Below are 22,569 nucleotides of genomic sequence, written 5' to 3' on the forward strand. Positions count from 1 at the left end.
GATGGGTTCACGGCGCCCCCCGTACCCCCGCACCCGCCGGCCCTGCGCGCGAACCCGGCAGCCCACAGGCTGTTCGCCTGAATCCAACCGCCATCAGGCGCCGACCCATGAACACCCCCGAACATGACCGAAGTCACGCCACACGGTAAACTCCCGGCGTGAACACTCCTACCTATACCGCCCAGCAACTCGCCGAGCAGTTTGGCCTGCAGGTCCATGGTGATGGCAGCACCGCCATCCGTGGCGTGGCCACGCTTGCCCATGCCGGCCCCGGCCAGCTGACCTTCCTGGCCAACCCGCGCTACCGCGCCCAGTTGGCCGACAGCCAGGCCGGGATCGTGGTGCTGCGCGCCGACGATGCCGAAGCCGCGCCCGGTACCGCGCTGATCGCCAAGGATCCCTACACCACCTTCGCCAAGATCGGCGCGCTGTTCGACATCGCCCCGACCCGGCCGCCGGGCATCCACCCCAGCGCCGTCATCGATCCCGAGGCCCAGGTCGCCGCCAGCGCCCACATCGGCCCGTTCGTCACCATCGGCGCGCGCAGCGTGATCGGCGAGAACTGCATCATCGGCGCCGGCAGCATCATCGGCGAAGACTGCAGCCTGGACAGCGGCTGCGAACTGATCGCCCGCGTCACCCTGGTCACCCGCGTCCGCATCGGCAAACGCGTGCGCATCCATCCCGGCGCCGTGCTCGGCGCCGATGGCTTCGGCCTGGCGATGGACGCCGGCAGCTGGATCAAAGTGCCTCAGCTGGGTGGCGTGCGCATCGGCGATGACTGCGAGATCGGCGCCAATACCTGCGTCGACCGCGGCGCCCTCGAAGATACCGTGCTCGACAACGACGTGCGCCTGGACAACCTCGTCCAGATCGCCCACAACGTCCAGATCGGCGCCCACTCGGCCATCGCCGGCTGCACCGGCATTGCCGGCAGCGCCAAGATCGGCCGTTACTGCCTGCTCGGCGGCGCCGTCGGCGTCGTCGGCCACCTCGAGATCTGCGACAAGGTGGTGATCACCGGCAAGTCCGTGGTGCGCAACTCCATTACCGAACCGGGCGAATACTCGTCCGGGACCCCGTTGACCGACAATCGCACGTGGCGCAAGAACGCCGCGCGCTTCAAGCAGCTCGATGCACTGGCCCGTCGCATCCTGTCTGTAAGCAAGGAGAAGGAATGAGCCACCCACAGAAGCTGCCGGACATCACCGAAATCCAGGCGTTGATCCCGCACCGCTATCCCTTCCTGCTGGTCGACAAGGTCGTCGCGATCGATTACGAGAAGCGCACCATCGTCGCCACCAAGAACGTCAGCATCAACGAACCGTTCTTCCAGGGCCACTTCCCCAGCCAGCCGATCATGCCCGGCGTGCTGATCATCGAAGCCATGGCCCAGGCCGGCGGCGTGCTGACCCAGCTCACCCTGGGCCGCGATGCGCAGTCCAAGCTCTTCTACATGGTCAAGGTGGACAAGGCCCGCTTCAGCAAGCAGGTGGTGCCCGGCGACGTGCTGGAAATGCATGTCGAGATCAAGCGCGTGATCCGCAACATGGCGGTGTACGACTGCGTGGCCAAGGTCGACGGCGAGATCGTCGCCTGCGCCGAAGTACTCTGCGCCGGCACCCGCGAATGAACGGGCCGCTCATCCACCCCACCGCGGTCATCGACCCGTCGGCGAAACTGGCGGCGGATGTACGTATCGGTGCGTTCTGCCTGATCGGTGCCGATGTCGAGATCGGCGAAGGCACCGAAGTCGGCCCGCACTGCTCGATCCACGGCCCGACCCGGATCGGCCGCAACAACCGTTTCATCGGCCACGTTGCCGTGGGCGGCGAACCGCAGGACAAGAAGTACGCCGGCGAGCGCACCGAACTGGTGATCGGCGATGACAACGTGTTCCGCGAGTTCGTCACCCTCAACCGCGGTACCGGCGGCGGCGGTGGCGTCACCACCATCGGCAACGGCAACTGGATGCTGGCCTACACGCACGTGGCGCACGACTGCCACGTCGGCAACCAGTGCGTGTTCTCCAACAACACCACCCTGGCCGGCCACGTGACCGTGGGCGACTACGTGATCATCAGCGGTTTCGCTGGGGCCCACCAGTTCTGCCGGATCGGTGCGCACGCCTTCCTGGGCATGGGTGCACTGACCAATGGCGATGTGCCACCGTTCACCATGGTCGGCAGCGATTCGCTGGGCCGCCCGCGCGGCATCAACAGCGAAGGCCTCAAGCGCCGCGGCTTCGATGCCGAGCGCATCGCCAGCATCAAGCGCGCCTACCGCACGTTGTACGTGGCCGGCCTGCCGCTGGCGGAAGCCAAGGTGCAGCTGGCCGAACAGGCCGCGCACAGCGCCGACGTCAAGGACATGCTGGACTTCATCGAACACGCCGAGAGGCCCCTGCTGCGATGACGGCGCCCGGCTCTTCGCGACCGCTGCGGATTGCGCTGGTTGCCGGTGAAGCCTCCGGCGACCTGCTTGGCGCCGGCCTGGTGCGCGAACTGCAGCAGCGGTTCCCGGACGCCGAGTTCGCCGGGATTGGCGGCGATGCGATGCGCAGCGCCGGCTGCCTGACCTGGTTCGATGCCAGCGAGCTGGCGGTGATGGGCCTGACCGAAATCCTGCGCCACCTGCCGCGCCTGCTGAAGCTGCGCAGTGAGTTTCGTGCGCGGGTGCTGGAGTGGCAGCCGGACGTGTTCATCGGCATCGACGCCCCGGACTTCAACCTGGGCGTGGAGCGCTGGCTGAAGGAGCGCGGCATCACCACGGTGCACTACGTTAGCCCGTCGGTCTGGGCGTGGCGCGAGAAGCGGGCGGAGAAGATCGGCGCCAGCGCCGACCTGGTGCTGTGCCTGTTCCCGATGGAACCGCCCATCTATGCCCGCCATGGCATCGACGCGCGCTTCGTCGGCCACCCGATGGCCGATGACATCCCGCTGCACAGCGACCGCGAAGCGGCCCGCGTGGCCCTGGGCCTGCCGGTCAACGCCAAGGTGCTGGCCGTGCTGCCGGGCAGCCGGCTGGGCGAGATCAGCAAGCTGGGCGGCGCGTTCTTCGAAGCGGCCTGGCAGGTGTCCGAACGGATTCCGGGCCTGCACGTGGTGGTGCCGGCGGCCAACCCGGCCTGCCGGGCACTGATCCAGGAACAGCTGTCGCGCTCGGCGCTGCCGGTGGCCTACTCGCACCTGCTGGACGGCCAGGCGCGCACGGCGATGATCGCCGCCGACGTGGTGGTACTCGCCTCGGGCACGGCCACGCTGGAAACGATGCTGGTGAAGCGGCCAATGGTGGTGGGTTACCGCGTGGCGGAGCTGACCTACCGGATCGTGAAGGCGCTCGGCCTGATCAAGGTGGACCGCTTCGCGCTGCCGAACATCCTGGCCGGCAAGGACCTGGCGCCGGAGCTGATCCAGCACGACTGCGTGCCGGACAAGCTGGCCGAGGCGATCATGCAGTGGTTCGATCAGCCGCAACGCGCCATCGAGATCCAGGGCACGTACGAAAAGCTGCACCTGCAGTTGCGCCAGGACGCGTCGGCGCGCGCGGCCGACGCGGTGGCGGAACTGCTGGCACGCAAGCCACGCGGGAACGCGCCGGCATGAGCCGCCGCCACGCTGCGGCGGCCTCGCTGGCGCTGTTCGATGGGGCGGCGCTGGCGACGGTCGCGCCGCGCTACGTGGCGGGGGTGGACGAAGCCGGTCGCGGGCCGCTGGCCGGCCCGGTGGCGGTAGCGGCGGTGGTGTTCTGCCCGGACCGCCCACGTCTGAACGGGCTGGACGATTCCAAGCAGCTCACGGCGATCCGCCGCGACCAGCTGTTCGACAGGATCCAGCAGCGTGCGCTGGCCTTCCACGTGGTGATGGTGGACGTGACGGAGATCGACACGCTGAACATCTACCAGGCCACGATGCTGGGCATGCGCCGGGCGGTCGAGGCGGTCGCGCACGTGGCGCAGTTCGCGCGCATCGACGGCAACGTGGTGCCCAAGGGCCTGCCCTGCCCCGCGCAGGCGCTGGTCGGTGGCGACGCGCTCGACCGCGCGATCATGGCGGCCTCGATCCTGGCCAAGGTCAGCCGCGACCGTTACATGCTCCAGCTGCACGAGCAGCACCCCGAATACGGCTTCGACCAGCACAAGGGCTACGGCACCCCGGCCCACCTGGCCGCCCTGCGCACCCACGGCCCCTGCCCCCACCACCGCCGCAGCTTCGCGCCCGTGCGTGATTGCCTGGACAGCGCGTTGGTTGCTGCTGTCTGACGCAACAGCAACCGCAACAGCCAAAGCCAAAGCGGCACTTCCGGGTTCGGCTGGCTTGGGCGACGGGGGTGGGTTTGCGGGACACGCTGCAAGTACGTCCATGTAAGCTCGTTCGCGCCATCCATGGCGCTCTACGGTCCCGCAAACCCACCCCCGCCGCCCTTTGACAGTTGGCGGGTACCCAACGGAAATCAAAAGCCCGGCCTTTGCTCCTGCTCTTCCGTGCGAGCCGACCTTCCGTTGGGGCGGCGGCGGGGGCAGGGGTACGGGACCTTTCCTTGCAACATGGATGTTGCAAGAGAGCCCCCATGGATGGGTTTACGGCGCGTCCCGTACCCCTGCCCCCGCCGCCGCCCCAGCCGATAGCCCAACCGCCCAAGCGCTTTGGCTTTGGCTTTGGCTTTGGCTTTGGCTTTGGCTTCCGCCTTAACCCAATCCCCTGTCAAGCCTTGTTCCGCTTGCCCCGCGCGGCTACCCTGACCGGGCATTACATTGGCCCGGCATGTCCACTTCCCGTTTCGTACATCTGCACGTCCACACCGAGTTTTCGCTGGCGGATTCGACCATCCGTGTCCCGGCGAAACCGGATCAGGCTGACCCGAAAAAGGCCAAGCAGGCCAACCTGCTCAGCCGCGCCGTCGAACTGAACCTGCCCGCGTTGGCAGTGACCGACCTGAACAACCTGTTCGCGCTGGTCAAGTTCTACAAGGCCGCTGAAACGGTCGGCATCAAGCCGATCGCCGGTGCCGACATCATGATCGCCGAAGAGGGCATGACCCCCTGGCGCATGACCCTGCTCTGCCGCGACCGCGAAGGCTATCTCAGCCTGTCGCGCCTGCTCACGCGTGCCTGGATGGAAGGCCACCGCCCGGAAGGCGGCGTGGCGGTGCACCCCGACTGGCTCAAGGGCGGTTGCCACAACCTGTTTGCCCTGGCTGGCCGCGACAGCCTGGCCGGGCGTCTGGCCGGCGAAGGCCGGCATGACCTGGCCGAGCAGCAGCTCGCCGACTGGCAGCGGGTGTTCGGCGATGGCCTGCATCTGGAGCTGACCCGTACCGGTCGCGAAGGCGAAGAAGCGTTCAATCAGTTTGCCCTGGTGGCCGCCGGCCAGCGTGGCCTGCCCGTGGTGGCCAGCAACGACGTGCGCTTCCTGCGCCCTGACGATTTCAGCGCGCACGAAGCCCGCGTGTGCATTTCCTCCGGCCGCGTGCTGGACGACCCCAAGCGCCCGCGCGATTACAGCGACCAGCAGTACCTGAAATCGCCCGAAGAGATGTGCGCGCTGTTTGCCGACATCCCTGATGCGATCGACAACACGCTGGCGCTGGCCGAACGCTGCAACATCGAAATGCGGCTGGGCACCTACTTCCTGCCCAACTACCCGGTGCCGGAAAACGAAACGCTGGACAGCTGGATCTGCAGCGAATCGCGCAAGGGCCTGGAAGCCCGCCTGGAAAAGAATCCGCTGGCCGAAGGCAAAACCCGCGAGGACTATTTCGAGCGGCTGGAATTCGAGCTGGCCACCATCATCAAGATGGGGTTCCCCGGCTACTTCCTGATCGTGGCCGACTTCATCCAGTGGGGTAAGAACCAGGGTATTCCGATCGGCCCCGGCCGTGGTTCCGGTGCCGGTTCGCTGGTGGCCTGGGCACTGCAGATCACCGATCTGGATCCGATTCCGTACAACCTGCTGTTCGAGCGGTTCCTCAACCCCGAACGCGTGTCGATGCCCGACTTCGACATTGACTTCTGCATGGACCGCCGCGACGAAGTCATCGACTACGTCGCGCGCAAGTACGGCCGCGAACGCGTCAGCCAGATCATCACCTACGGCACCATGGCCGCCAAGGCCGTGGTGCGCGATTCCGGGCGCGTGCTCGGTTTCCCGTATGGCCTGGTCGACGGGGTTTCCAAGCTGATTCCCAACATCCTGGGCATTTCGCTCAAGGATGCGATGGGCGAAGGCAAGGATTCGGAAATGGCATCGCCGGAGCTGATCCAGCGCTACCAGAACGAAGACGACGTGCGCGACCTGATCGACCTGGCGCGCCAGCTGGAAGACCTTACCCGCAACGCCGGCAAGCATGCCGGTGGCGTGGTGATCGCGCCGGAACCGCTGGCCGAATTCTGCCCGCTGTTCGCCGAACACGATGAAGGCGGCCGTGGCCGCAACCCCGTCACCCAGTTCGACAAGAATGACGTCGAAGAAATCGGCCTGGTGAAGTTCGACTTTCTCGGCCTGCGCACGCTGACGATCATCGACTGGGCGGTCAAGGCGATCAACAAGCGCCATGCCCGCGCCGGCATTCCGCCGATCGACATCACCGCGCTGCCGCTCGACGATGCGCCCACCTACAAGGACATCTTCGCCAACGGCAACACCGGCGCGGTGTTCCAGTTCGAATCCTCGGGCATGCGCCGCCTGCTGAAGGACGCGCGCCCCGACCGCTTCGAAGACCTCATCGCGCTGGTGTCGCTGTATCGCCCCGGCCCGATGGACCTGATTCCCTCCTTCAATGCGCGTAAGCACGGCCAGGAAGAAATCATCTACCCCGATCCGCGTACCGAAGCGATCCTGAAAGACACCTACGGCATCATGGTGTACCAGGAGCAGGTGATGCAGATGGCGCAGATCGTCGGCGGTTACTCGCTCGGCGGCGCCGATTTGCTGCGCCGCGCGATGGGCAAGAAGGTGCCGGCCGAAATGGCCAAGCACCGCGAGATCTTCCGCGAGGGTGCGGCCAAGGGCGGCGTGGACGGCCCCAAGGCCGACGAAATCTTCGACCTGATGGAGAAGTTCGCCGGCTACGGCTTCAACAAATCGCACGCTGCCGCCTACGCGCTGGTCAGCTACCAGACCGCCTGGCTCAAACGCCATTACCCGGCCGAGTTCATGGCGGCCACGCTGTCCTCGGACATGGACAACACCGACAAGGTAGTGGGCTTCCTGGCCGAAGTGCGCAACCTCGGCCTGACCGTGCTGCCGCCGCGTGTGAACGAATCGGCGTACATGTTCGAAGCCTCCAGCGCCGACACCATCCAGTACGGCCTGGGCGCCATCAAGGGCGTGGGCCAGGGGGCCTGCGAAGCGGTGGTCGACGAGCGCCTGGCCAATGGCCGCTACGCCTCGCTGCTGGATTTCTGCATGCGCATCGAATCGGGCAAGCTCAACCGGCGCACGCTTGAAGCGATGATCAACTGCGGCGCGCTCGATGGCCTCGGCAAGAACCGCGCTTCGCTGATGCTGCAGCTGCCTGAAGTGCTCAAGGCTACCGACCAGATGTCGCGCGAGAAGGCCTCCGGCCAGAACTCGCTGTTTGGCGCGCCCGACCCGGTCAGCACCGCGCTGCAGCTGGACCTGCCTGAAGCCAAGGAATGGGGGCTGGGCCAGCTGCTGGACGGTGAACGCGAAACGCTGGGGTTCTACCTCAGTGGCCATCCGTTCGACCCGCATGCCGACGACGTCAAGGAACTGGTCGGCACCGACCTGGGCATGCTGGAAAAACTGATTCCCCCTGCCCGGCCCAGCAAGGATGGCGAGAAGCGCGCCTGGCGCCAGGAAACCCCGGTGATCCTGGCCGGCTTGGTGGTCGGCGTGCGCCGCAAGGGCGAAAGCCAGGTGTTCATGCAGCTCGAAGACGGCAAGGGCCGGGTCGAATGCAGCGCGTTCACCGATGGCCTGGCCGAGTTCGGCCACCTGATGACCAAGGACCGCATCCTGGTGGTCAAGGGCGGCCTGCGCGAGGACGAGTTCAATGGCGGCTATGCCCTGCGCATCCGCCAGTGCTGGGACTTCGAGGAAATCTGCGCCAATTACGCCACCCGCCTGTCGCTGCGCCTGGACCTGCGCCAGGGCGACCCGGTCTGGGCGCGGGTGAACGGCCTGCTCGACCGCCACCGTCCCGGCCGCACCCCCCTGCGCCTGGACCTGCTGCTGGGCACCGAGCAGGGCCCGGTAGCCGGCATGCTGGACGTGGCCGGCGACACCGCCGTGCGCGTGGACAGCCAGCTGGTGGACGCCCTGCGGGCCGACCCGGCGGTCCGGACGCTGAAAGTCCGGTACAGCCCGCCATGGGCCAACTAGCCCCCGACCAGACGACGGCGTACGGGGCATTTAGACGCATTCGGCTACACTTTCCCTCTTTTCTTCACGACGGCTTCCGATGAATCCGAACTACCTCGACTTCGAGCAACCCATCGCTGATCTGGAGGCAAAGATCCAGGAGCTGCGCAGCGCAAGCGCCGGCCCGGCGGTCAATGTCGAGGCCGAAGTACGCACCCTGCAGGACAAGCTGCGGCTGCGTACCGCGCAGATCTTCCGCAACCTGACCTCGTGGCAGGTGCTGCAGCTGGCCCGCCATCCTTCGCGCCCCTACACCGCCGACTACATCCGCATCTTCTGCGATGAGTTCCAGGAACTGGCCGGCGACCGCGCCTTCGCCGACGACAAGGCCATCATGGGCGGCCTGGCTCGCATCGGCGGCCGTTCGGTGATGCTGATCGGCCACCAGAAGGGCCGCGACACCAAGGAAAAGATCAAGCGCAACTTCGGCATGCCCAAGCCGGAGGGCTACCGCAAGGCGCTGCGCCTGATGAAGATGGCCGAGCGCTTCGGCCTGCCGGTGCTGACCCTGATCGACACCGCCGGTGCCTGGCCGGGCATCGATGCCGAATCGCGTGGCCAGTCCGAAGCGATCGCGCGCAACCTGATGGAAATGGCCGAACTGAAGGTGCCGGTGATCTGCACCGTGATCGGCGAAGGCGGCTCCGGCGGCGCGCTGGCGCTGGGCGTGGGCGACCGCACCGTGATGCTGGAATACAGCGTGTATTCCACCATCAGCCCGGAAGGCTGCGCCTCGATCCTGTGGAAGGATGCGGGCAAGGCCAAGGATGCCGCCGAACAGCTGGGCCTGACCGCGCCGCGCCTGAAGAGCCTGGGCCTGGTCGACAAGGTCGTGCGCGAGCCGACCGGCGGCGCGCACCGTAATCCAAACCAGATGGCCAAGCGCCTGAAGGCCGTGCTGCTCAACGAGCTGGACGCGCTCGAGAAGCTGTCCACCGAAGACCTGCTGCAGAAGCGTTACGAGCGCCTGCGCAGCTACGGCGCCTACGAAACGGCCTGATCGGCGCACCAGTGGGTCACGACCAACGGTCGTGACCTACCGCAGATGGCGCCACACGGGTGGGTCACGACCAACGGTCGTGACCTACCGCAGATGGCGCGACACGGGTGGGTCACGACCAACGGTCGTGACCTACCGCGGATGGCGCCACACGGGTAGCTCACGACCGTTGGTCGTGAGCCATCCCTTAAAACGGCTTGGCCAACACCAGCCAGACCACGCCGATGAACAGCACCAGCGGCAATTCATTGAACCAGCGCAGCGCGCGCGACGACGGCAGCACCTTGCCCTTCACCGCGCCCTTCAGCAGCCGCCCGGTCCACGAGTAGTACACCAGCAACAGCACCACCAGCCCCAGCTTGGCGTGCAGCCAGCCCGCCGCACCTGGCGCGACCATGGTGGGGAAGTCCGGAATCACCCGGTAGCCCAACCACAGCACCAGCCCCAGGATCAGCGCGAAGCCGAACATCATGTGGCCGAACTTGTACAGGCGCAGGCCCATCAGCTGCAGGCGCTCCACGACGGGCAGCTGCCCGGCGGTCTCACTCAGGTTCACCAGGATCCGCGGCAGGTAGAACACCGCCGCCATCCACGCCACCACGAACAGCAGGTGGAAGGTCTTGACCCAGTAGTAGGACTGCATGCGCTTGCTCCGGCGGCTGGCTTGGGATGTCGTTCATTCTGGCCGATTCAGGCGGGCTGCGCATGCGCGGCAGATCGACGCAGCGGGCTCGGCTACCATGTGCACCCACCCCGTCCTCGATCCCTGTCCCCGCATGCAGAAGACCTACGACCAGGCCTACTTCCAGCGCTGGTACCAGCCCGACCAGACCGGCGGTGCGGCGCGCCTGGCGCGCAAGGTCGCACTGGCCGTCGCCAGTGCCGAGTACTACCTGGAGCGCCCGATCCGCAGCGTGCTGGACATCGGTGCCGGTGAAGGCGCCTGGCGTGCGCCGCTGCTCAAGCTGCGCCCGCGCGTGCAGTACATGGGCTTCGACAGCAGCGACTATGCGGTGCAGCGCTACGGCCGCAGCCGCAACCTGCACCCGGCCCGGGTTGGCGATTTCGCCTGGCTGCGCCCCTGCGCGCCGGTGGACCTGCTGGTCTGTTCGGACGTGATGCACTACGTGCCCACCCGCGAGCTGCGACCGGCCCTGGCCGGTTTCGCCGAGCTCACCGGTGGCGTGGCGTTCCTGGAGGCGTTCACCGCCGAGGACGAGTTCGAAGGTGACCATGAAGGATTCCAGGCCCGCCCGGCGGCCTGGTACCGCCGCCAGCTGACGGCCGAAGGCTTCACCGCGCTCGGTTCGCACTGCTGGCTGTCGCCCGCACTGGCGGGCCACGCCGCCGCCCTGGAACGCAGTGGCCGTTGATCTCATGACCGGTTGCGACGGATCCGCCTATTAAGGCGTTCCAGACCCGGGTGAGGTATGCTGCGCGGCAACATAAGACCATACATATTCGGACGTCATGCTCTATCAGCTGCATGAATTGACCCGCAACCTGCTCGCCCCGTGGGTGCACCAGGCCCAGGCCAACGCCAAGTTCTTCGCCAACCAGGGTCACTGGTGGTCGCAGATGCCCGGTGCCGACCGCCTGTCCGCGGTGAACGAGCTGTTCCATCGCATCGGCAAGGATTACGAGAAGCCCGAGTGGGGCATCAACGAAATCGAGGTCGACGGCGAGCGCGTGCCGATCGTGGTGCACGAAGAAGTCGTCAAGCCGTTCTGCAAGCTGCTGCGCTTCAAGCGCCACAGCAACGAAGCCGACCAGCTCAACACCATGCTCAACCAGCCGTTCGTGCTGGTGGTGGCGCCGCTCTCGGGCCACCACGCCACGCTGCTGCGCGACACCGTGCGCACCCTGCTGCGCGACCACCGCGTGTACGTCACCGACTGGGTGGACGCGCGCATGGTGCCCGGCAGCGAAGGCGAGTTCAGCCTGGACGATTACATCGCCTACGTGCAGGAATTCATCCGCCACCTCGGTGCGGAGAAACTGCACGTGGTCAGCGTGTGCCAGCCGACCGTACCGGTGCTGGCCGCCGTTTCGCTGATGGCCAGCCGTGGCGAAACCACGCCGCGTTCGCTGGTGATGATGGGCGGCCCGATCGATGCGCGCTGCAGCCCGACCGCGGTGAACAACCTGGCCACCCAGAACCCGCTGTCGTGGTTCGAGAACAACGTGATCCACACCGTGCCGCCGGGTTATCCGGGCGCCGGTCGCCGCGTGTATCCGGGCTTCCTGCAGCACGCCGGGTTCCTGTCGATGAACCCGAGCCGGCACTTCAGTTCGCATTGGGATTTCTATGCCGACCTGGTCAAGGGCGACATGGAAGATGCCGATGCGCACCGCCGCTTCTACGACGAATACAACGCAGTGCTGGACATGCCGGCGCGCTACTACCTGGACACCATCCGCGTGGTGTTCCAGGAATTCCTGCTGCCGCGCGGCGAGTGGTATGTGCAGGGTGAGCTCGTGGATCCCGGTGCGATCACCGGCACCGCGCTGCTGAGCATCGAAGGCGAGCTGGACGACATCGCCGGCCTGGGCCAGACCGAAGCGGCGCAGGAACTGTGCACCGGTATCCCCGCCGCGCGCCGTGAGCACTTCGTCGTCGAGGGCGCCGGCCACTACGGCATCTTCAGCGGCCGCCGCTGGCGCGAAACCGTGTACCCCAAGGTGCGCGATTTCTTCGCCGCCAACGCGCAGGCTGCGGCGAAGCCGAAGAAGGCGGCCAAAGCCGCCAGCAATGTCACCCCGATCCGCAAGAAGGCGGGGTAACGCGCGGCAGGTGACGACCGTTGGTCGTCACCCACAACAATTACAGGCGCACCAGCAGGTGCTTGGCCATCTGGCCGTGCAGGTGGCCGATGAAGCGCGCCAGGTGCATGGTGCAGAACAGGATCACCACGCCCAGTACCGCCAGCGCCGGGGTGGCCCACAGCGGCAGCACGACCAGTTCGCTTTCGAAGTACAGGCTCGGGGCGCCCAGCGCGAACATCGAGGCCACCGGCGCCCAGATGAAGACCAGCGCCACTGTCAGCAGCGTGACCGCGATGGTGAAGTAGATGATGCCCAGCGGCAGCATCAGCATGAAGTACAGCATCGTCAGCCAGGTACGCCCATCGGTGAACATGTCGCCGATACGCTGCAGCCAGCTGCGGCTGCGGTCGGCATAGCGCGGCCGACGCGGCATCCGCTCGCCGAGCAGTGCTTCGATCAGCCGCCCTTCCAGCAGCGCCAGGCCGCGCACCGAACCGAAGAAGAGCACGGTCATTGGAATGCCGATGATCAGCACGATCAGGCCCAGCGACATCGACAGGCCGGTGATTACCCAGGTGAAGAAGAAGATGCCGGTGGCCAGCGACAGCAGCATGTAGAACAGCGCGCCGTAGGTGCGCGGTTCCAGTGCCACGCCGAAGAAGCGTGCCAGCGCCGAGCGGTGCGGCGGCGGAACACGGTCGGCCGGCGGTGCATCGCCGCCGGCTGCGGCCGCTGCGGCTGCGGCGGCCGATGCGCCGGCCACCTGCGCGGGCACCACGCGGGCAATCGGCCGCACACTGGCACTGGGCGTGCGCAGCGCGCGGTTCACGGTGATTTCGGTTTCGCGGTAGATCTCGGCCACTTCCTCCGGCGCACCGTAGCTGCCGGCGACGTCGGCGATTACTTCCGCCTCGCTGCGGCCCGGCTGGGCGGCCAGTTCCGAACGCAGGTATTCCTCGGCGTCGTACAGCGCGTCCTGCACCATCGCCGGATCGGCGTCGTGCAGCGCGGCGCGCAGTTGTGCCAGGTATTCCCCGATGGTGGTCGGCAGGCCCCCGCCCGCCCTGTTCTGTTCGTTCATTGCAGTACCCCTTCCAGCACGGAATCGACGGAATCTCGGGTGGCACGCCAGGCCTGGCTCCACAACGCCAGCACCTCGCGGCCGCGTTCATTGATGCGGTAGTAGCGCCGCGGTGGCCCGGCCACCGACGGTTCGATCTGGCTTTCCAGCAGCCCGGCCCCTTCGAGGTTGCGCAGCACCGGGTACAGCGCGCTCTGCTTGCCGCTCAGCACGCCCTCGCCGGTCCGTTCCAGTTCCTTGGCGATCAGGTAGCCGTACAGCGGTTCCCCGGCCTTGGCCAGCACCGCCAGCAGGGCCAGCGACACGGTGCCGGCACTGAGCTCCTTCTGGAACTTCTTCAGGTGGACCTCGTGGTCGTTCATGACGATCTCCAGCTAGCGTGGAGTCAACACTAGTGCGAAGTCAGCTATAGCGAACGTGCCGTTAGTCACCCTGCCGAGGAACAGGGTGGGCTGGCGGCCGGAGCCGGGCTTCGCGCAGAATCGGGGATCGTTCATCCCGGGGTCCACCATGTCGCCACGCCGTCCCGCCCTGCTTGCGCTTGCCCTCTCCTGCCTGCTGCCTGGCCTGGCCACGGCAGCCACGCCCTATCGCAGCGCGCAGCAGATCCTGGAGGCCTCGCCCGCGAGCGACTGGCGCACGCCGGATCCGGCCAACCTGCTGGTGATGAAGCTGGATGCCGGTGAGGTCCTGATCGAGCTGGCCCCGGCCTTCGCGCCGCAGCACGTGGCCAACATCCAGACCCTGGCCCATGAGCATTTCTGGGATGGCGAAAGCATCTACCGGGCGCAGGACAACTTCGTGGTGCAGTTCGGCGATGCCGATGCCGACGACGCGGCCACGGCCAAGCCGCTGGGCTCGGCCAAGCGCAAGCTGCCGGCGGAGTTCCAGCGCGACAGCAAAGGGTTGAAGGTCAGCGTGCTGCCCGATCGCGACGGCTGGGCCGACCAGACCGGCTTCGTCGACGGCTTCGCGGTGGGCCAGGACCGGCAGGACGGCAAGACCTGGCTGGCGCACTGCTACGGCGCGCTGGGTGCCGGCCGCAACAACGACGAAGACAGCAGCATCGGCGCCGAGCTGTATGTGGTCACCGGCCAGTCGCCGCGCCAGCTGGACCGCAACATCACCGTGGTCGGCCGGGTGCTCAAGGGCATGGAGCTGCTCAGCGCGCTGCCGCGCGGACCGGCCCCGATGGGCTTCTACGCCGACGCTTCGCAGCGCACCGCGATCCGCTCGATCCAGCGGGTGAGCGACCTGCCGGTAGCGCAGCGACCGACGCTGCAGGTGCTGCGCACCGATTCAAAGACCTTCGCCGATACGGTCGAAGCGCGGCGCAACCGCGTGGATGACTTCTACAAGCGCGCCGCCGGGCATATCGACCTGTGCAACATCCCCGTGCCCGTGCGGTAAGGGATGCCGCGTCGCGTCAGCGCTTCTGGCTGGCCGCGACGCTACCGAGGATCAACGCGCCGGCGACCACCATTGCCCAGGTCACCGGCTCGCCCAGGAACAGCCAGGCAAACAGCGCGCCGAACATCGGCACCAGATAGGTCACGGTGGAGGCGCGCGCCGGGCCGATCCGCGCGATGAGGCGGTAGAACATCAGGAACGCAAAGCCGGTGCAGACCACCCCCAGCGCGACCGCGCACGCCCACGACACGGCCGGAATCGGCGCGTCCGGCCAGTGGGTCAGCGCCATCGGCAGCATCAGCAGCGCCGCGCTGCCCAGCGTGGCGCCGGCCGACGCCGCTGGCGGCAGGCCGGTCATGTGGCGCTTGACCAGGTTCACGCCCAAGCCGTAGAGCAGCGCAGCCAGCGAACCGGCAATCACCGCCGCGCCGATGCTCAGCCCGGACACCTTGGCCGTGGCCAGCACCACCACGCCGCCGAAGCCGACCAGCAGCGCAATCGCGCGACGCATGCCGATCTTCTCGCCGAAGAACAGGAACGCGATCAGCGCGGCAAACAGCACGGTCATCGCGTTGCAGATCGCGCCGATCGCGGCCGGTGCGCGCTGCGCGGCCCAGGCGAACAGCACGAACGGAATGGCGGAGTTGATCAGGCCGATCGGCACCAGCCACAGCCAGCGCCGGGCCGGGAACTGCGCGCGCGCCTGCCAGAGGAACGGCAGCAGCACCAGCGCGCCCAGCAGCAGCCGCACTTCCACCAGCGCATACGGCCCGAACGACGGCACCGCTACGCGCATGAACAGGAACGAGCAGCCCCAGATCGCGCCGAGCACGGTCAGCTCCAGCGGCGTGCGCCAGTCGCGCTCGATCGCCCCCGCACTCACCGGCGCGCCGCTCACGGGCGGCTCCCGGCACGGCAGGAACGGGCAGCGACGGCAGCGGTGACGGGCAGCAACATGGCGCGGGCTCCAGGGATCAGACACGCAGCATCTACCTGCCGCGGCGCCTCGACAAGCGCGTAGTATCCCTGCAAGCCACAAATATGATTTGGGTCTCGCCATGATCCTGCGCCCTGCCCTGCTGCCCGCGCTGGGGGTGTTCGCGGTCGCCGCGCGCCACCAGAATTTCGCCCATGCCGCCGAGGAGCTGCACCTCACCGCCAGCGCGGTCAGCCACCACGTGCGGCGGCTGGAAGCACTGCTGGGCACGGTGCTGTTCCAGCGCCATGCCCGTGGCGTGCGCCTGACCGCCGAAGGCCGCCAGCTGGCCGACGCCGCCGCCGCCGCCCTGAGCGACACCAACGCCGTGGCCGGCAACCTGCACCCGCAGGCCGATGTGGTGCCGCTGCGGATCACCACCCTGCGCTCGCTGTCGTACTGCTGGCTGGTGCCGCGCCTGCCGCGTTTCACTCGCCTGCATCCGCGCATGCGCATCGAGCTACAGACCAGCAGCGAACTGGTCCGCTTCGACGAGAACGGTCCGGAACTGGGCATCCGTTACGGACTGGGCCAGTGGCCGGGCCTGGCCGCCCACCACCTGATGGACGACGAGCTGTGCCCGGTGGCGTCACCGGCCCTGCCGGGGGTGTCGGCGCTGCGTGAGCCCGCGCAGATCGCCACGCTGCCGCTGGTCAGCGACATGTCACCGCAGGGCTGGCGCGACTGGTTCCGGGCCGCCGGCGTGCGCGGCCTGGACCTGACCGCGCAGCACATCTTCAGCGACAGCACCGATGCGATGCGCGCGGCGGTGTATGGCATCGGCGCAGTGCTGGCGCGCAAGCACATCGCCCAGCCGTACCTGCAGCGCTATGAACTGGTGCGCCTGCCCGGGCCGGCGCTGAAGGCGCGCTATGCGTATTACATCGTGCACGCCGAACACCGGCCGCTCAGCCCGACGGCGGTGGCGTTCATGGACTGGCTCAAGCGCGAAGCCCAGGATGAACGTACGCCGGTGCCGGCGTTGCCGGATGAATTGTTGAACCGCCCTCACGACCAAACGCCTCACGACCAACGGTCGTGAGCTACCGGCGGGTGAATGTCGCCCGACCGCCGGCCGGGCATTCACCCGCTTTTGCCCGGCGCATCGCTACGGTGGAATCCCTACTCCCACGAGACCTTCCCATGGCCATGCTGCGACTCAGGATCACCGGTACCGAAGACGATGCGCGCGCCATCAGCGACCTGCTCCAGAGCATCGAGGGCATCGAGCACGTCGAGGAAACCGACGACCTGATGCCGCACATGGACGATGACGATTCCAGCTCGGCCGGCCTGTCCGATGACATCGGGCCGGGCACGCATGAGCTGGAGGTCGAGGTTGGCAATGAAAGCACCGCGCAGAAGGTGCGCGATGCCGTGCAGGAGCTGGCGCTGGAACTGGACGTGTTCGTCGAGTACGAAACCGACGAGGGCTGACGTGGCAACCCACCGGTAGGTATGCACCGTTGGTGCATACGCGTCACGGCATGGACGAAGCCCGACGGCGCCGACGCCACAGTTTCAGCCCAACCCAGCCCAGCAGCCACAGCACCAGCGTCACCGGCAGCAGCGCGGCCACCGCGCGGATCACGAAGGCCACGCTGCTGGTGACGGTCGCGCCGAAGTCGCCCAGCGCCTCGCCGATCTCGCTGCGGCTGCGCTGGCCAGCAGGCGTCTGGAAGCGCAGCGTGAGCAGTTGGGTGTCGATCCGCCGCCGCTGGTTGGCGGCGTCCTTGTTGGCCTGCTCCAGCCCTGCCTCGATTTCGGACAGGCGCTGGGTGATGACAAGCAGGTCGGCGACCTTGATCCCCTTGTCGTCCTGGTAGGCGAGCAGGCGTTCGTGTTCCTTCTGCAGGCGGGCCTTGGTCAGCGCGGTGTCCGCGACCTGCTGGGCGAGGTCTTCGGCCTGGGTGTTGCGCGAGGCGACGTCGCCGCCCTGCCCGGCCAGCCCGATCAACGGCTCCACGCCCTTGGGCGCGATCCGTACCCGGATCGAGCCGGACGGATACTCGCCGCCCTGCTGGCCGACCTGCAGCACGGCGCAATCGCCGAACCTGCTGGACTGGCAGGCCTCGCTGATCTGCTTCACCCGCGGCCCGATCTGCGCGGCATCGAGCTGGATGTCCACCTCGTGCTCATACGCCAGGGCCGCACCTTCCGGCGAGGCCACCGCACCGGCGGCGCCGGCATTGGCCATTTCCGCGTGCTGCTTGCCACTGCATCCGGCAAGCGCCACCAGCAGCATCCCTGCCCAGGCGCCGCTGCGCCACATCGTCCCTGTCGTCACACGCTGGCTCCATCGTAGAAATTGATCTTCAGCCCACCCAGTTCCAACCCGGGCAGGCAGCGCACATTCACTGCCACCATCGCCTGGCCGCTGCGCGGGTCCACGCCCTCGCTGAACGGGGCAATGCCGCACTCACGGCAGTAATGATGCTGCAGGTGGTGCTTGTTGAACTGGTAGGTGGCCAGCTGCGCAGGGTCCGTGTTCAGGCTCAACGCCGTGCGCGGGCCGAACCACAGCAGACCACCACGCCGCCGGCACAGCGAGCAGTTGCAGTCCACCACTTCGGTGATGGGGGCCTCGGCCTGGACCACGAACGCGATCTGCCCGCAATGGCAGCTTCCCTCGTACTGCATGGCACACCTCCCGGCGGGAAAGGCCCATGGTAATCCAATGGCACGGGCGGTCGCCCGCCAGCAGCGCCTATGCTGGGCGATTGTCCACAGCACAGGATCGCCGATGCGCCAGCATCTTCTTGCCCTTGCCCTGATCGCCGCCCTGGGTGGCTGCCAGCAGGCCGACGCCCCCACCGCCCCGGCTGGTACCGCGGCCACCGCCCCCGCCGCCGATGCGGCCGTGGATGCCGCCTTCGCCGACCTGTCCAAGCGTGCCCTGGACACCTGGATGCAGCTGTCGCCGATCAGCGCCACCCAGATCGGCGATCACCGTTACGACAGCGAGATCGACGACCTGAGCGCGGCCGGCCAGCAGAAGATGCTGACCGCCTACAAAGGCCTGCTCGGCGAACTGGACAAGGTCGAGGTGAGCAAGCTCTCGCGCGAAAACCAGGTGGATGCGGCCATCCTGCGCAACCAGCTGCAGTCCGAAATCTGGAACGCCGAAGTGCTGCAGGCGTCCAAGTGGGATCCGCAGATCTACAACGGCACCGCAGGCAGCGCGCTGTACGGCCTGATGGCGCGTGAGTTCGCGCCGCTGCCCGACCGCCTGAAGTCGGCCACCGCACGCATGGAAAAGCTGCCGCAGATCTTCGCCCAGGCCCGCGAGAACCTGGACCCGGCCCGCGTGCCGAAGATCCACGCCGAAACGGTGTCCAAGCAGAACAAGGGCATCCTGAGCATCGTCGATACCTTCATCACGCCCCACATCGGCGAACTGCCGGCCGAAGATGGCAAGCGCCTGCAGGCCGCCATCGACGGCCTGAAGAAGGCGGTGGACGAACAGCAGACGTGGCTGGACAAGACGCTGGTGCCGAACGCCAAGGGCGATTTCCGCATCGGTGCCGAGCTGTACGACCAGAAGCTGAAGTTCGCGCTGAACTCGTCGCTGTCGCGCGCCGAGATCGGCGAACGCGCGCGCGCCGAACTCAAGCGCGTGCGCCAGGACATGTACGGCATCGCGCAGACGGTGCTGAACGGCAAGCCGGGCGCCCCGGCGCTGCCGGCAAATCCGAGCGACGAACAGCAGCAGGCGGCGATCGAAGCGGCGCTGGAGCTGGCCTACGCCGACAAGCCGGCGCGCGACAAGGTGGTCGACGATGCCAAGGCAGCGCTGGCGCAGTCCACCGAGTTCGTGCGCAAGCATGACCTGATGACCCTGCCCGACGCGCCGGTGGACATCATTTTGATGCCCGAATTCCAGCGCGGCGTGGCCGTGGCCTACTGCGATTCGCCGGGTCCGCTGGACAAGAACCTGAAGACCTTCTACGCGGTGTCGCCGATTCCGGACGACTGGACCGACAAGCAGGTCGATTCGTTCCTGCGCGAATACAACAGCCGCATGATCCACCTGCTGAGCATCCACGAAGGCACCCCGGGCCACTACCTGGAAGGCTGGCATTCGGGCAAGTTCCCGTCGACCCTGCGTGCGGTGTTGCGCTCGGGCCTGTTCGCCGAAGGCTGGGCGGTGTACACCGAGCGGATGATGCAGGAGCAGGGTTACCTGGACAACGATCCGCTGTTCCACCTGGTGCAGCTGAAGTTCTACCTGCGCACGATCTCCAACGCGATCCTGGACCAGGGCGTGCACGTGGACAACTGGACGCGCGAGCAGGCGATGCAGCTGATGACCCACGATGCGTTCCAGCAGGAAAGCGAGGCATCGGGCAAGTGGGTGCGCGCGCAGCTGACCTCGGCGCAGCTGCCGACCTACTTCGTCGGCGCGCAGGAGCACTTCGACACGCGCAAGGCGGTGCAGGAAAAGCAGGGCGACAAGTTCAACCTGAAGGCCTACCACGACCAGATGCTGTCCTACGGCGCCCCGCCGGTGCGCTTCGCACGCCAGCTCATGCTGGACCAGCCGATCGAGTGACCAACGGTAGGTGCCGACCGTTGGTCGGTACACGACGTCGAACGGCCCGGTGAATTCCGGGCCGTTTGTTTTTGTAGAGCAGCGTTTCGGTTGTTACGTGCTGGGGAGGCCGGCGGGCAACCCCCTACGGGACACGCCGCAAGTACGTCCTTGTAGGCTTGGCAAAAACATCCATGTTTTTGACAGTCCCTACGGAGGTTACCCGCCGGCCTCCCCTCATGCATTGCGCGGGGCGGAACGGAGAGCAGCGACGCAGGGCGTCGCTCTACGGGTTTCGATTATTTTCATGCGTCATCGGATGTTGCATTCGTCCTGGCAGTCGTTTGGGAACCGACCCTACCGCGTAGAGCGACGCCATGCGTCGCTGCTCTTCTCTCCGCCGATCACGATGCCCGAGGGGCAGGCCGGCGGGCAGCCCCTGTAGGGACTGTCAAAAACATGGATGTTTTTGCCAAGCCCCCATGGATGGGTTTACGGCGTGTCCCGTAAGGGGCTGCCCGCCGGCCTGCCCAGCATGGAACAACTGAAACGCTGATGTTGACGTTGGACGTTGACGTTGCCTTATCCAGCGTCCGCCGCGACGAACCCACCGGTCTGCCGCGCCCACAGGCGCGCATAGAGCCCACCCGCTGCGACCAGCTCGGCGTGCGTGCCGGTTTCCACGATACGGCCCTGGTCCATCACCACCAGCCGGTCCATGCGCGCGATGGTGGACAGGCGGTGCGCGATGGCGATGACCGTCTTGCCCGCCATCAGCTCGTCCAGGTTGTCCTGGATCGCCGCTTCCACTTCCGAATCCAGTGCCGAGGTCGCCTCGTCCAGCACCAGGATCGGCGCGTCCTTGAGCAGCACCCGCGCGATCGCGATGCGCTGTCGCTGGCCGCCGGACAGCTTCACCCCGCGCTCGCCCACGTGCGCGTCATAACCCTGCCGCCCTTCGGCATCACGCAGCGTGTCGATGAAGGCGGCAGCGCGCGCCTTGCCCACCGCCGCACGCAGCTGTTCCTCGGTGGCGTCAGGCCGCCCGTACAGCAGGTTGTCGCGGATCGAGCGGTGCAGCAGCGACGTGTCCTGCGTAACCACGCCGATCTGCCGACGCAGGCTTTCCTGGGTGACCGCCGCGATGTCCTGGCCATCGATGCGGATGTGCCCGCTTTCCAGGTCGTACAGGCGCAGCAGCACGTTTACCAGCGTCGACTTGCCCGCGCCCGACGGGCCCACCAGGCCGATCTTCTCGCCCGGCTTCACGCTCAGGTCCAGCCCGGCGATCACCCCACCCTGCTTGCCGTAGTGGAAATGGATGTCATCGAACTGCACCCCGCCTTCGTGCACCACCAGCGGCACCGCATCGGCGCGGTCCTGCACGCTCAGTGGCTGCGAAATGGTGGTGATGCCGTCCTGCACCGTGCCGATGTCCTCGAAGATGCCGTTGATCGTCCACATGATCCAACCGGACATGTTGTGGATGCGGATCACCAGGCCCGTGGCCAGCGTGATCGCGCCCACCGTGATGTTGCCGTGGCTCCACAGCCACAGCGCCAGCCCGCAGGTACCGGCGATCAGGAAGCCGTTGACGATCGCGATGGTCAGGTCCATGCCGGTGGTGATCCGGGTCTGGCGGCGGTGCTTGACCGCCAGTTCCTCGATCGCCTCGGCCACATAGGCCTGCTCGCGCCCGCCGTGGGCGAACAGCTTCAGCGTGGGAATGTTGGTGTAGCCATCGACGATCCGGCCCATCGCCTTGGAGCGCGCCTCGGACGCGATCCAGGCACGCTCCTTCGCACGCGGCACGAAGTACACCATGATCACCACGTAGGCCGCCAACCACAGCACCAGCGGAATCATCAGCCGCCAGTCCGCCTGCGCGAACAGGTACAGCGCCGTGCCGGTGTACACCACGATGTACCACAGCGAATCCACCATCTGCACCGCCGACTCGCGCAGCGACGTACCGGTCTGCATGACCCGGTTGGCCATGCTGCCGGCAAAATCATTCTGGAAGAACGACAGGCTCTGGCGCACCACGTAGTTGTGCATCAGCCAGCGCGACCGGTTGCTCAACCCCGGCACGATGGCCTGGTTGACCAGCAGGTTGTGCAGGCCCACCAGCACCGGCCGCGCCACCAGCGTGATTGCTGCCATCCACAGCAGCGTGTCGGCGTGCCGGGCGAAGAAGCCCGCATCCGGCTGCTCGCTGACCATGTCGACGATGCGGCCGAGGAAATCGAACATGGCCACTTCCACCAGCGCCAGCAGCAGCCCGGCGATCAACGTGGCCAGCAGCACCGGCCAGACCGGGCGCAGGTAGTGGAGGTAGAACGGCAGCACGCGGCGCGGCGGCATGCGCGCGTCGATCGGCGGAAATACGGGAATCAGCGACTCGAACCAGCGGAACATTCC

The 22,569-nt window shown here is 67.0% G+C and carries 20 protein-coding genes and 1 pseudogene; 13 read left to right on the forward strand and 8 right to left on the reverse strand.

All coding sequences use genetic code 11. The features are described from left to right. Positions 1-158: 158 nt before the first annotated feature. The 7 genes from lpxD (at position 159) to ACQG3P_RS04670 (ending at position 9,384) form a co-directional block, all read left to right on the forward strand. Positions 159-1,181: a UDP-3-O-(3-hydroxymyristoyl)glucosamine N-acyltransferase gene (gene lpxD / locus ACQG3P_RS04640; protein WP_068850463.1), complete on the forward strand. Its 1,023-nt coding sequence runs from the start codon at positions 159-161 to the stop codon at positions 1,179-1,181. Continuing rightward, positions 1,178-1,633, forward strand: coding sequence for a 3-hydroxyacyl-ACP dehydratase FabZ (fabZ, locus tag ACQG3P_RS04645; protein WP_093533165.1), 456 nt, complete (start codon positions 1,178-1,180; stop codon positions 1,631-1,633). The genes lpxD and fabZ overlap by 4 nt, the downstream gene beginning before the upstream one ends. Continuing rightward, on the forward strand, positions 1,630-2,415 hold the full coding sequence (gene lpxA, locus ACQG3P_RS04650; protein WP_068850457.1) for an acyl-ACP--UDP-N-acetylglucosamine O-acyltransferase: 786 nt from the start codon (positions 1,630-1,632) through the stop codon (positions 2,413-2,415). The genes fabZ and lpxA overlap by 4 nt, the downstream gene beginning before the upstream one ends. Then, positions 2,412-3,605: a lipid-A-disaccharide synthase gene (lpxB, locus tag ACQG3P_RS04655; protein ID WP_426804333.1), complete on the forward strand. Its 1,194-nt coding sequence runs from the start codon at positions 2,412-2,414 to the stop codon at positions 3,603-3,605. The genes lpxA and lpxB overlap by 4 nt, the downstream gene beginning before the upstream one ends. Continuing rightward, positions 3,602-4,261 carry a ribonuclease HII gene (locus ACQG3P_RS04660; protein ID WP_095363337.1) on the forward strand — a complete coding sequence of 220 codons (660 nt, stop codon included), beginning with the start codon at positions 3,602-3,604 and terminating at the stop codon, positions 4,259-4,261. The genes lpxB and ACQG3P_RS04660 overlap by 4 nt, the downstream gene beginning before the upstream one ends. 502 nt (positions 4,262-4,763) lie before the next feature. Beyond that, positions 4,764-8,345 carry a DNA polymerase III subunit alpha gene (gene dnaE, locus ACQG3P_RS04665; protein WP_426804334.1) on the forward strand — a complete coding sequence of 1,194 codons (3,582 nt, stop codon included), beginning with the start codon at positions 4,764-4,766 and terminating at the stop codon, positions 8,343-8,345. A gap of 79 nt (positions 8,346-8,424) precedes the next feature. Beyond that, complete coding sequence (locus tag ACQG3P_RS04670) at positions 8,425-9,384, forward strand: acetyl-CoA carboxylase carboxyltransferase subunit alpha (protein ID WP_068850446.1); 960 nt, start codon at positions 8,425-8,427, stop codon at positions 9,382-9,384. Between the two features lie 187 nt (positions 9,385-9,571). On the opposite strand, the gene ACQG3P_RS04675 is transcribed toward ACQG3P_RS04670, so the two are convergent. Continuing rightward, positions 9,572-10,027, reverse strand: a complete 456-nt coding sequence (locus ACQG3P_RS04675; RefSeq protein WP_093533162.1) for a CopD family protein — start codon at positions 10,025-10,027, stop codon at positions 9,572-9,574. 133 nt (positions 10,028-10,160) lie between these two features. Between ACQG3P_RS04675 and ACQG3P_RS04680 the strand changes: the two genes are divergently transcribed. Both ACQG3P_RS04680 and ACQG3P_RS04685 read left to right on the forward strand, forming a co-directional pair. Beyond that, positions 10,161-10,757 carry a class I SAM-dependent DNA methyltransferase gene (locus ACQG3P_RS04680; protein ID WP_068850442.1) on the forward strand — a complete coding sequence of 199 codons (597 nt, stop codon included), beginning with the start codon at positions 10,161-10,163 and terminating at the stop codon, positions 10,755-10,757. 97 nt (positions 10,758-10,854) lie between these two features. Continuing rightward, complete coding sequence (locus ACQG3P_RS04685; protein ID WP_068850440.1) at positions 10,855-12,168, forward strand: polyhydroxyalkanoate depolymerase; 1,314 nt, start codon at positions 10,855-10,857, stop codon at positions 12,166-12,168. Between the two features lie 40 nt (positions 12,169-12,208). Here the strand turns inward: ACQG3P_RS04685 and ACQG3P_RS04690 are convergent, their stop codons facing one another. The 3 genes and pseudogenes from ACQG3P_RS04690 to ACQG3P_RS04700 all read right to left on the reverse strand — a co-directional run bounded on the left by ACQG3P_RS04690 (position 12,209) and on the right by ACQG3P_RS04700 (position 13,593). Then, a complete protein-coding gene (locus ACQG3P_RS04690) occupies positions 12,209-12,763 on the reverse strand; it encodes a sensor domain-containing protein (RefSeq protein ID WP_426804358.1) in 555 nt (184 codons plus the stop codon). A gap of 252 nt (positions 12,764-13,015) precedes the next feature. Further along, positions 13,016-13,231: pseudogene (locus tag ACQG3P_RS04695) on the reverse strand (HAAS signaling domain-containing protein); the annotation flags it as partial. Then, entirely contained in the window at positions 13,228-13,593 is a 366-nt protein-coding gene (locus tag ACQG3P_RS04700; RefSeq protein ID WP_426804335.1) for a PadR family transcriptional regulator, read from the reverse strand. The pseudogene ACQG3P_RS04695 and the gene ACQG3P_RS04700, both read right to left, overlap by 4 nt. A gap of 148 nt (positions 13,594-13,741) precedes the next feature. Here ACQG3P_RS04700 and ACQG3P_RS04705 point away from each other — a divergent pair, with 148 nt between their 5' ends. After that, a complete protein-coding gene (locus tag ACQG3P_RS04705) occupies positions 13,742-14,641 on the forward strand; it encodes a peptidylprolyl isomerase (RefSeq protein WP_426804336.1) in 900 nt (299 codons plus the stop codon). A 16-nt stretch (positions 14,642-14,657) separates the two neighbouring features. Here ACQG3P_RS04705 and ACQG3P_RS04710 read toward each other — a convergent pair whose 3' ends face one another. Further along, positions 14,658-15,539 (reverse strand): DMT family transporter, encoded by an 882-nt coding sequence (locus ACQG3P_RS04710; protein WP_217537285.1) that lies wholly within the window; start codon positions 15,537-15,539, stop codon positions 14,658-14,660. Positions 15,540-15,699: 160 nt separating this feature from the next. Between ACQG3P_RS04710 and ACQG3P_RS04715 the strand changes: the two genes are divergently transcribed. Together ACQG3P_RS04715 and ACQG3P_RS04720 are read left to right on the forward strand one after the other, a co-directional pair. Continuing rightward, on the forward strand, positions 15,700-16,659 hold the full coding sequence (locus ACQG3P_RS04715; protein WP_426804337.1) for a LysR substrate-binding domain-containing protein: 960 nt from the start codon (positions 15,700-15,702) through the stop codon (positions 16,657-16,659). Positions 16,660-16,760: 101 nt separating this feature from the next. Then, complete coding sequence (locus ACQG3P_RS04720; protein ID WP_093533157.1) at positions 16,761-17,054, forward strand: hypothetical protein; 294 nt, start codon at positions 16,761-16,763, stop codon at positions 17,052-17,054. A gap of 43 nt (positions 17,055-17,097) precedes the next feature. Here ACQG3P_RS04720 and ACQG3P_RS04725 read toward each other — a convergent pair whose 3' ends face one another. After that, entirely contained in the window at positions 17,098-17,862 is a 765-nt protein-coding gene (locus ACQG3P_RS04725; RefSeq protein WP_414715887.1) for a DUF4349 domain-containing protein, read from the reverse strand. Between the two features lie 38 nt (positions 17,863-17,900). Further along, positions 17,901-18,257: a GFA family protein gene (locus ACQG3P_RS04730; RefSeq protein WP_426804338.1), complete on the reverse strand. Its 357-nt coding sequence runs from the start codon at positions 18,255-18,257 to the stop codon at positions 17,901-17,903. Between the two features lie 103 nt (positions 18,258-18,360). Here ACQG3P_RS04730 and ACQG3P_RS04735 point away from each other — a divergent pair, with 103 nt between their 5' ends. Then, positions 18,361-20,169 carry a DUF885 domain-containing protein gene (locus tag ACQG3P_RS04735; protein ID WP_426804339.1) on the forward strand — a complete coding sequence of 603 codons (1,809 nt, stop codon included), beginning with the start codon at positions 18,361-18,363 and terminating at the stop codon, positions 20,167-20,169. 561 nt (positions 20,170-20,730) lie between these two features. On the opposite strand, the gene smrA is transcribed toward ACQG3P_RS04735, so the two are convergent. Next, positions 20,731-22,566, reverse strand: coding sequence for a multidrug efflux ABC transporter SmrA (gene smrA, locus ACQG3P_RS04740; RefSeq protein ID WP_093533155.1), 1,836 nt, complete (start codon positions 22,564-22,566; stop codon positions 20,731-20,733). Positions 22,567-22,569 lie beyond the last annotated feature (3 nt).

Origin of the sequence: Stenotrophomonas sp. SrG, assembly GCF_050031795.1 — a bacterium.
Classification (GTDB): domain Bacteria; phylum Pseudomonadota; class Gammaproteobacteria; order Xanthomonadales; family Xanthomonadaceae; genus Stenotrophomonas; species Stenotrophomonas rhizophila_A.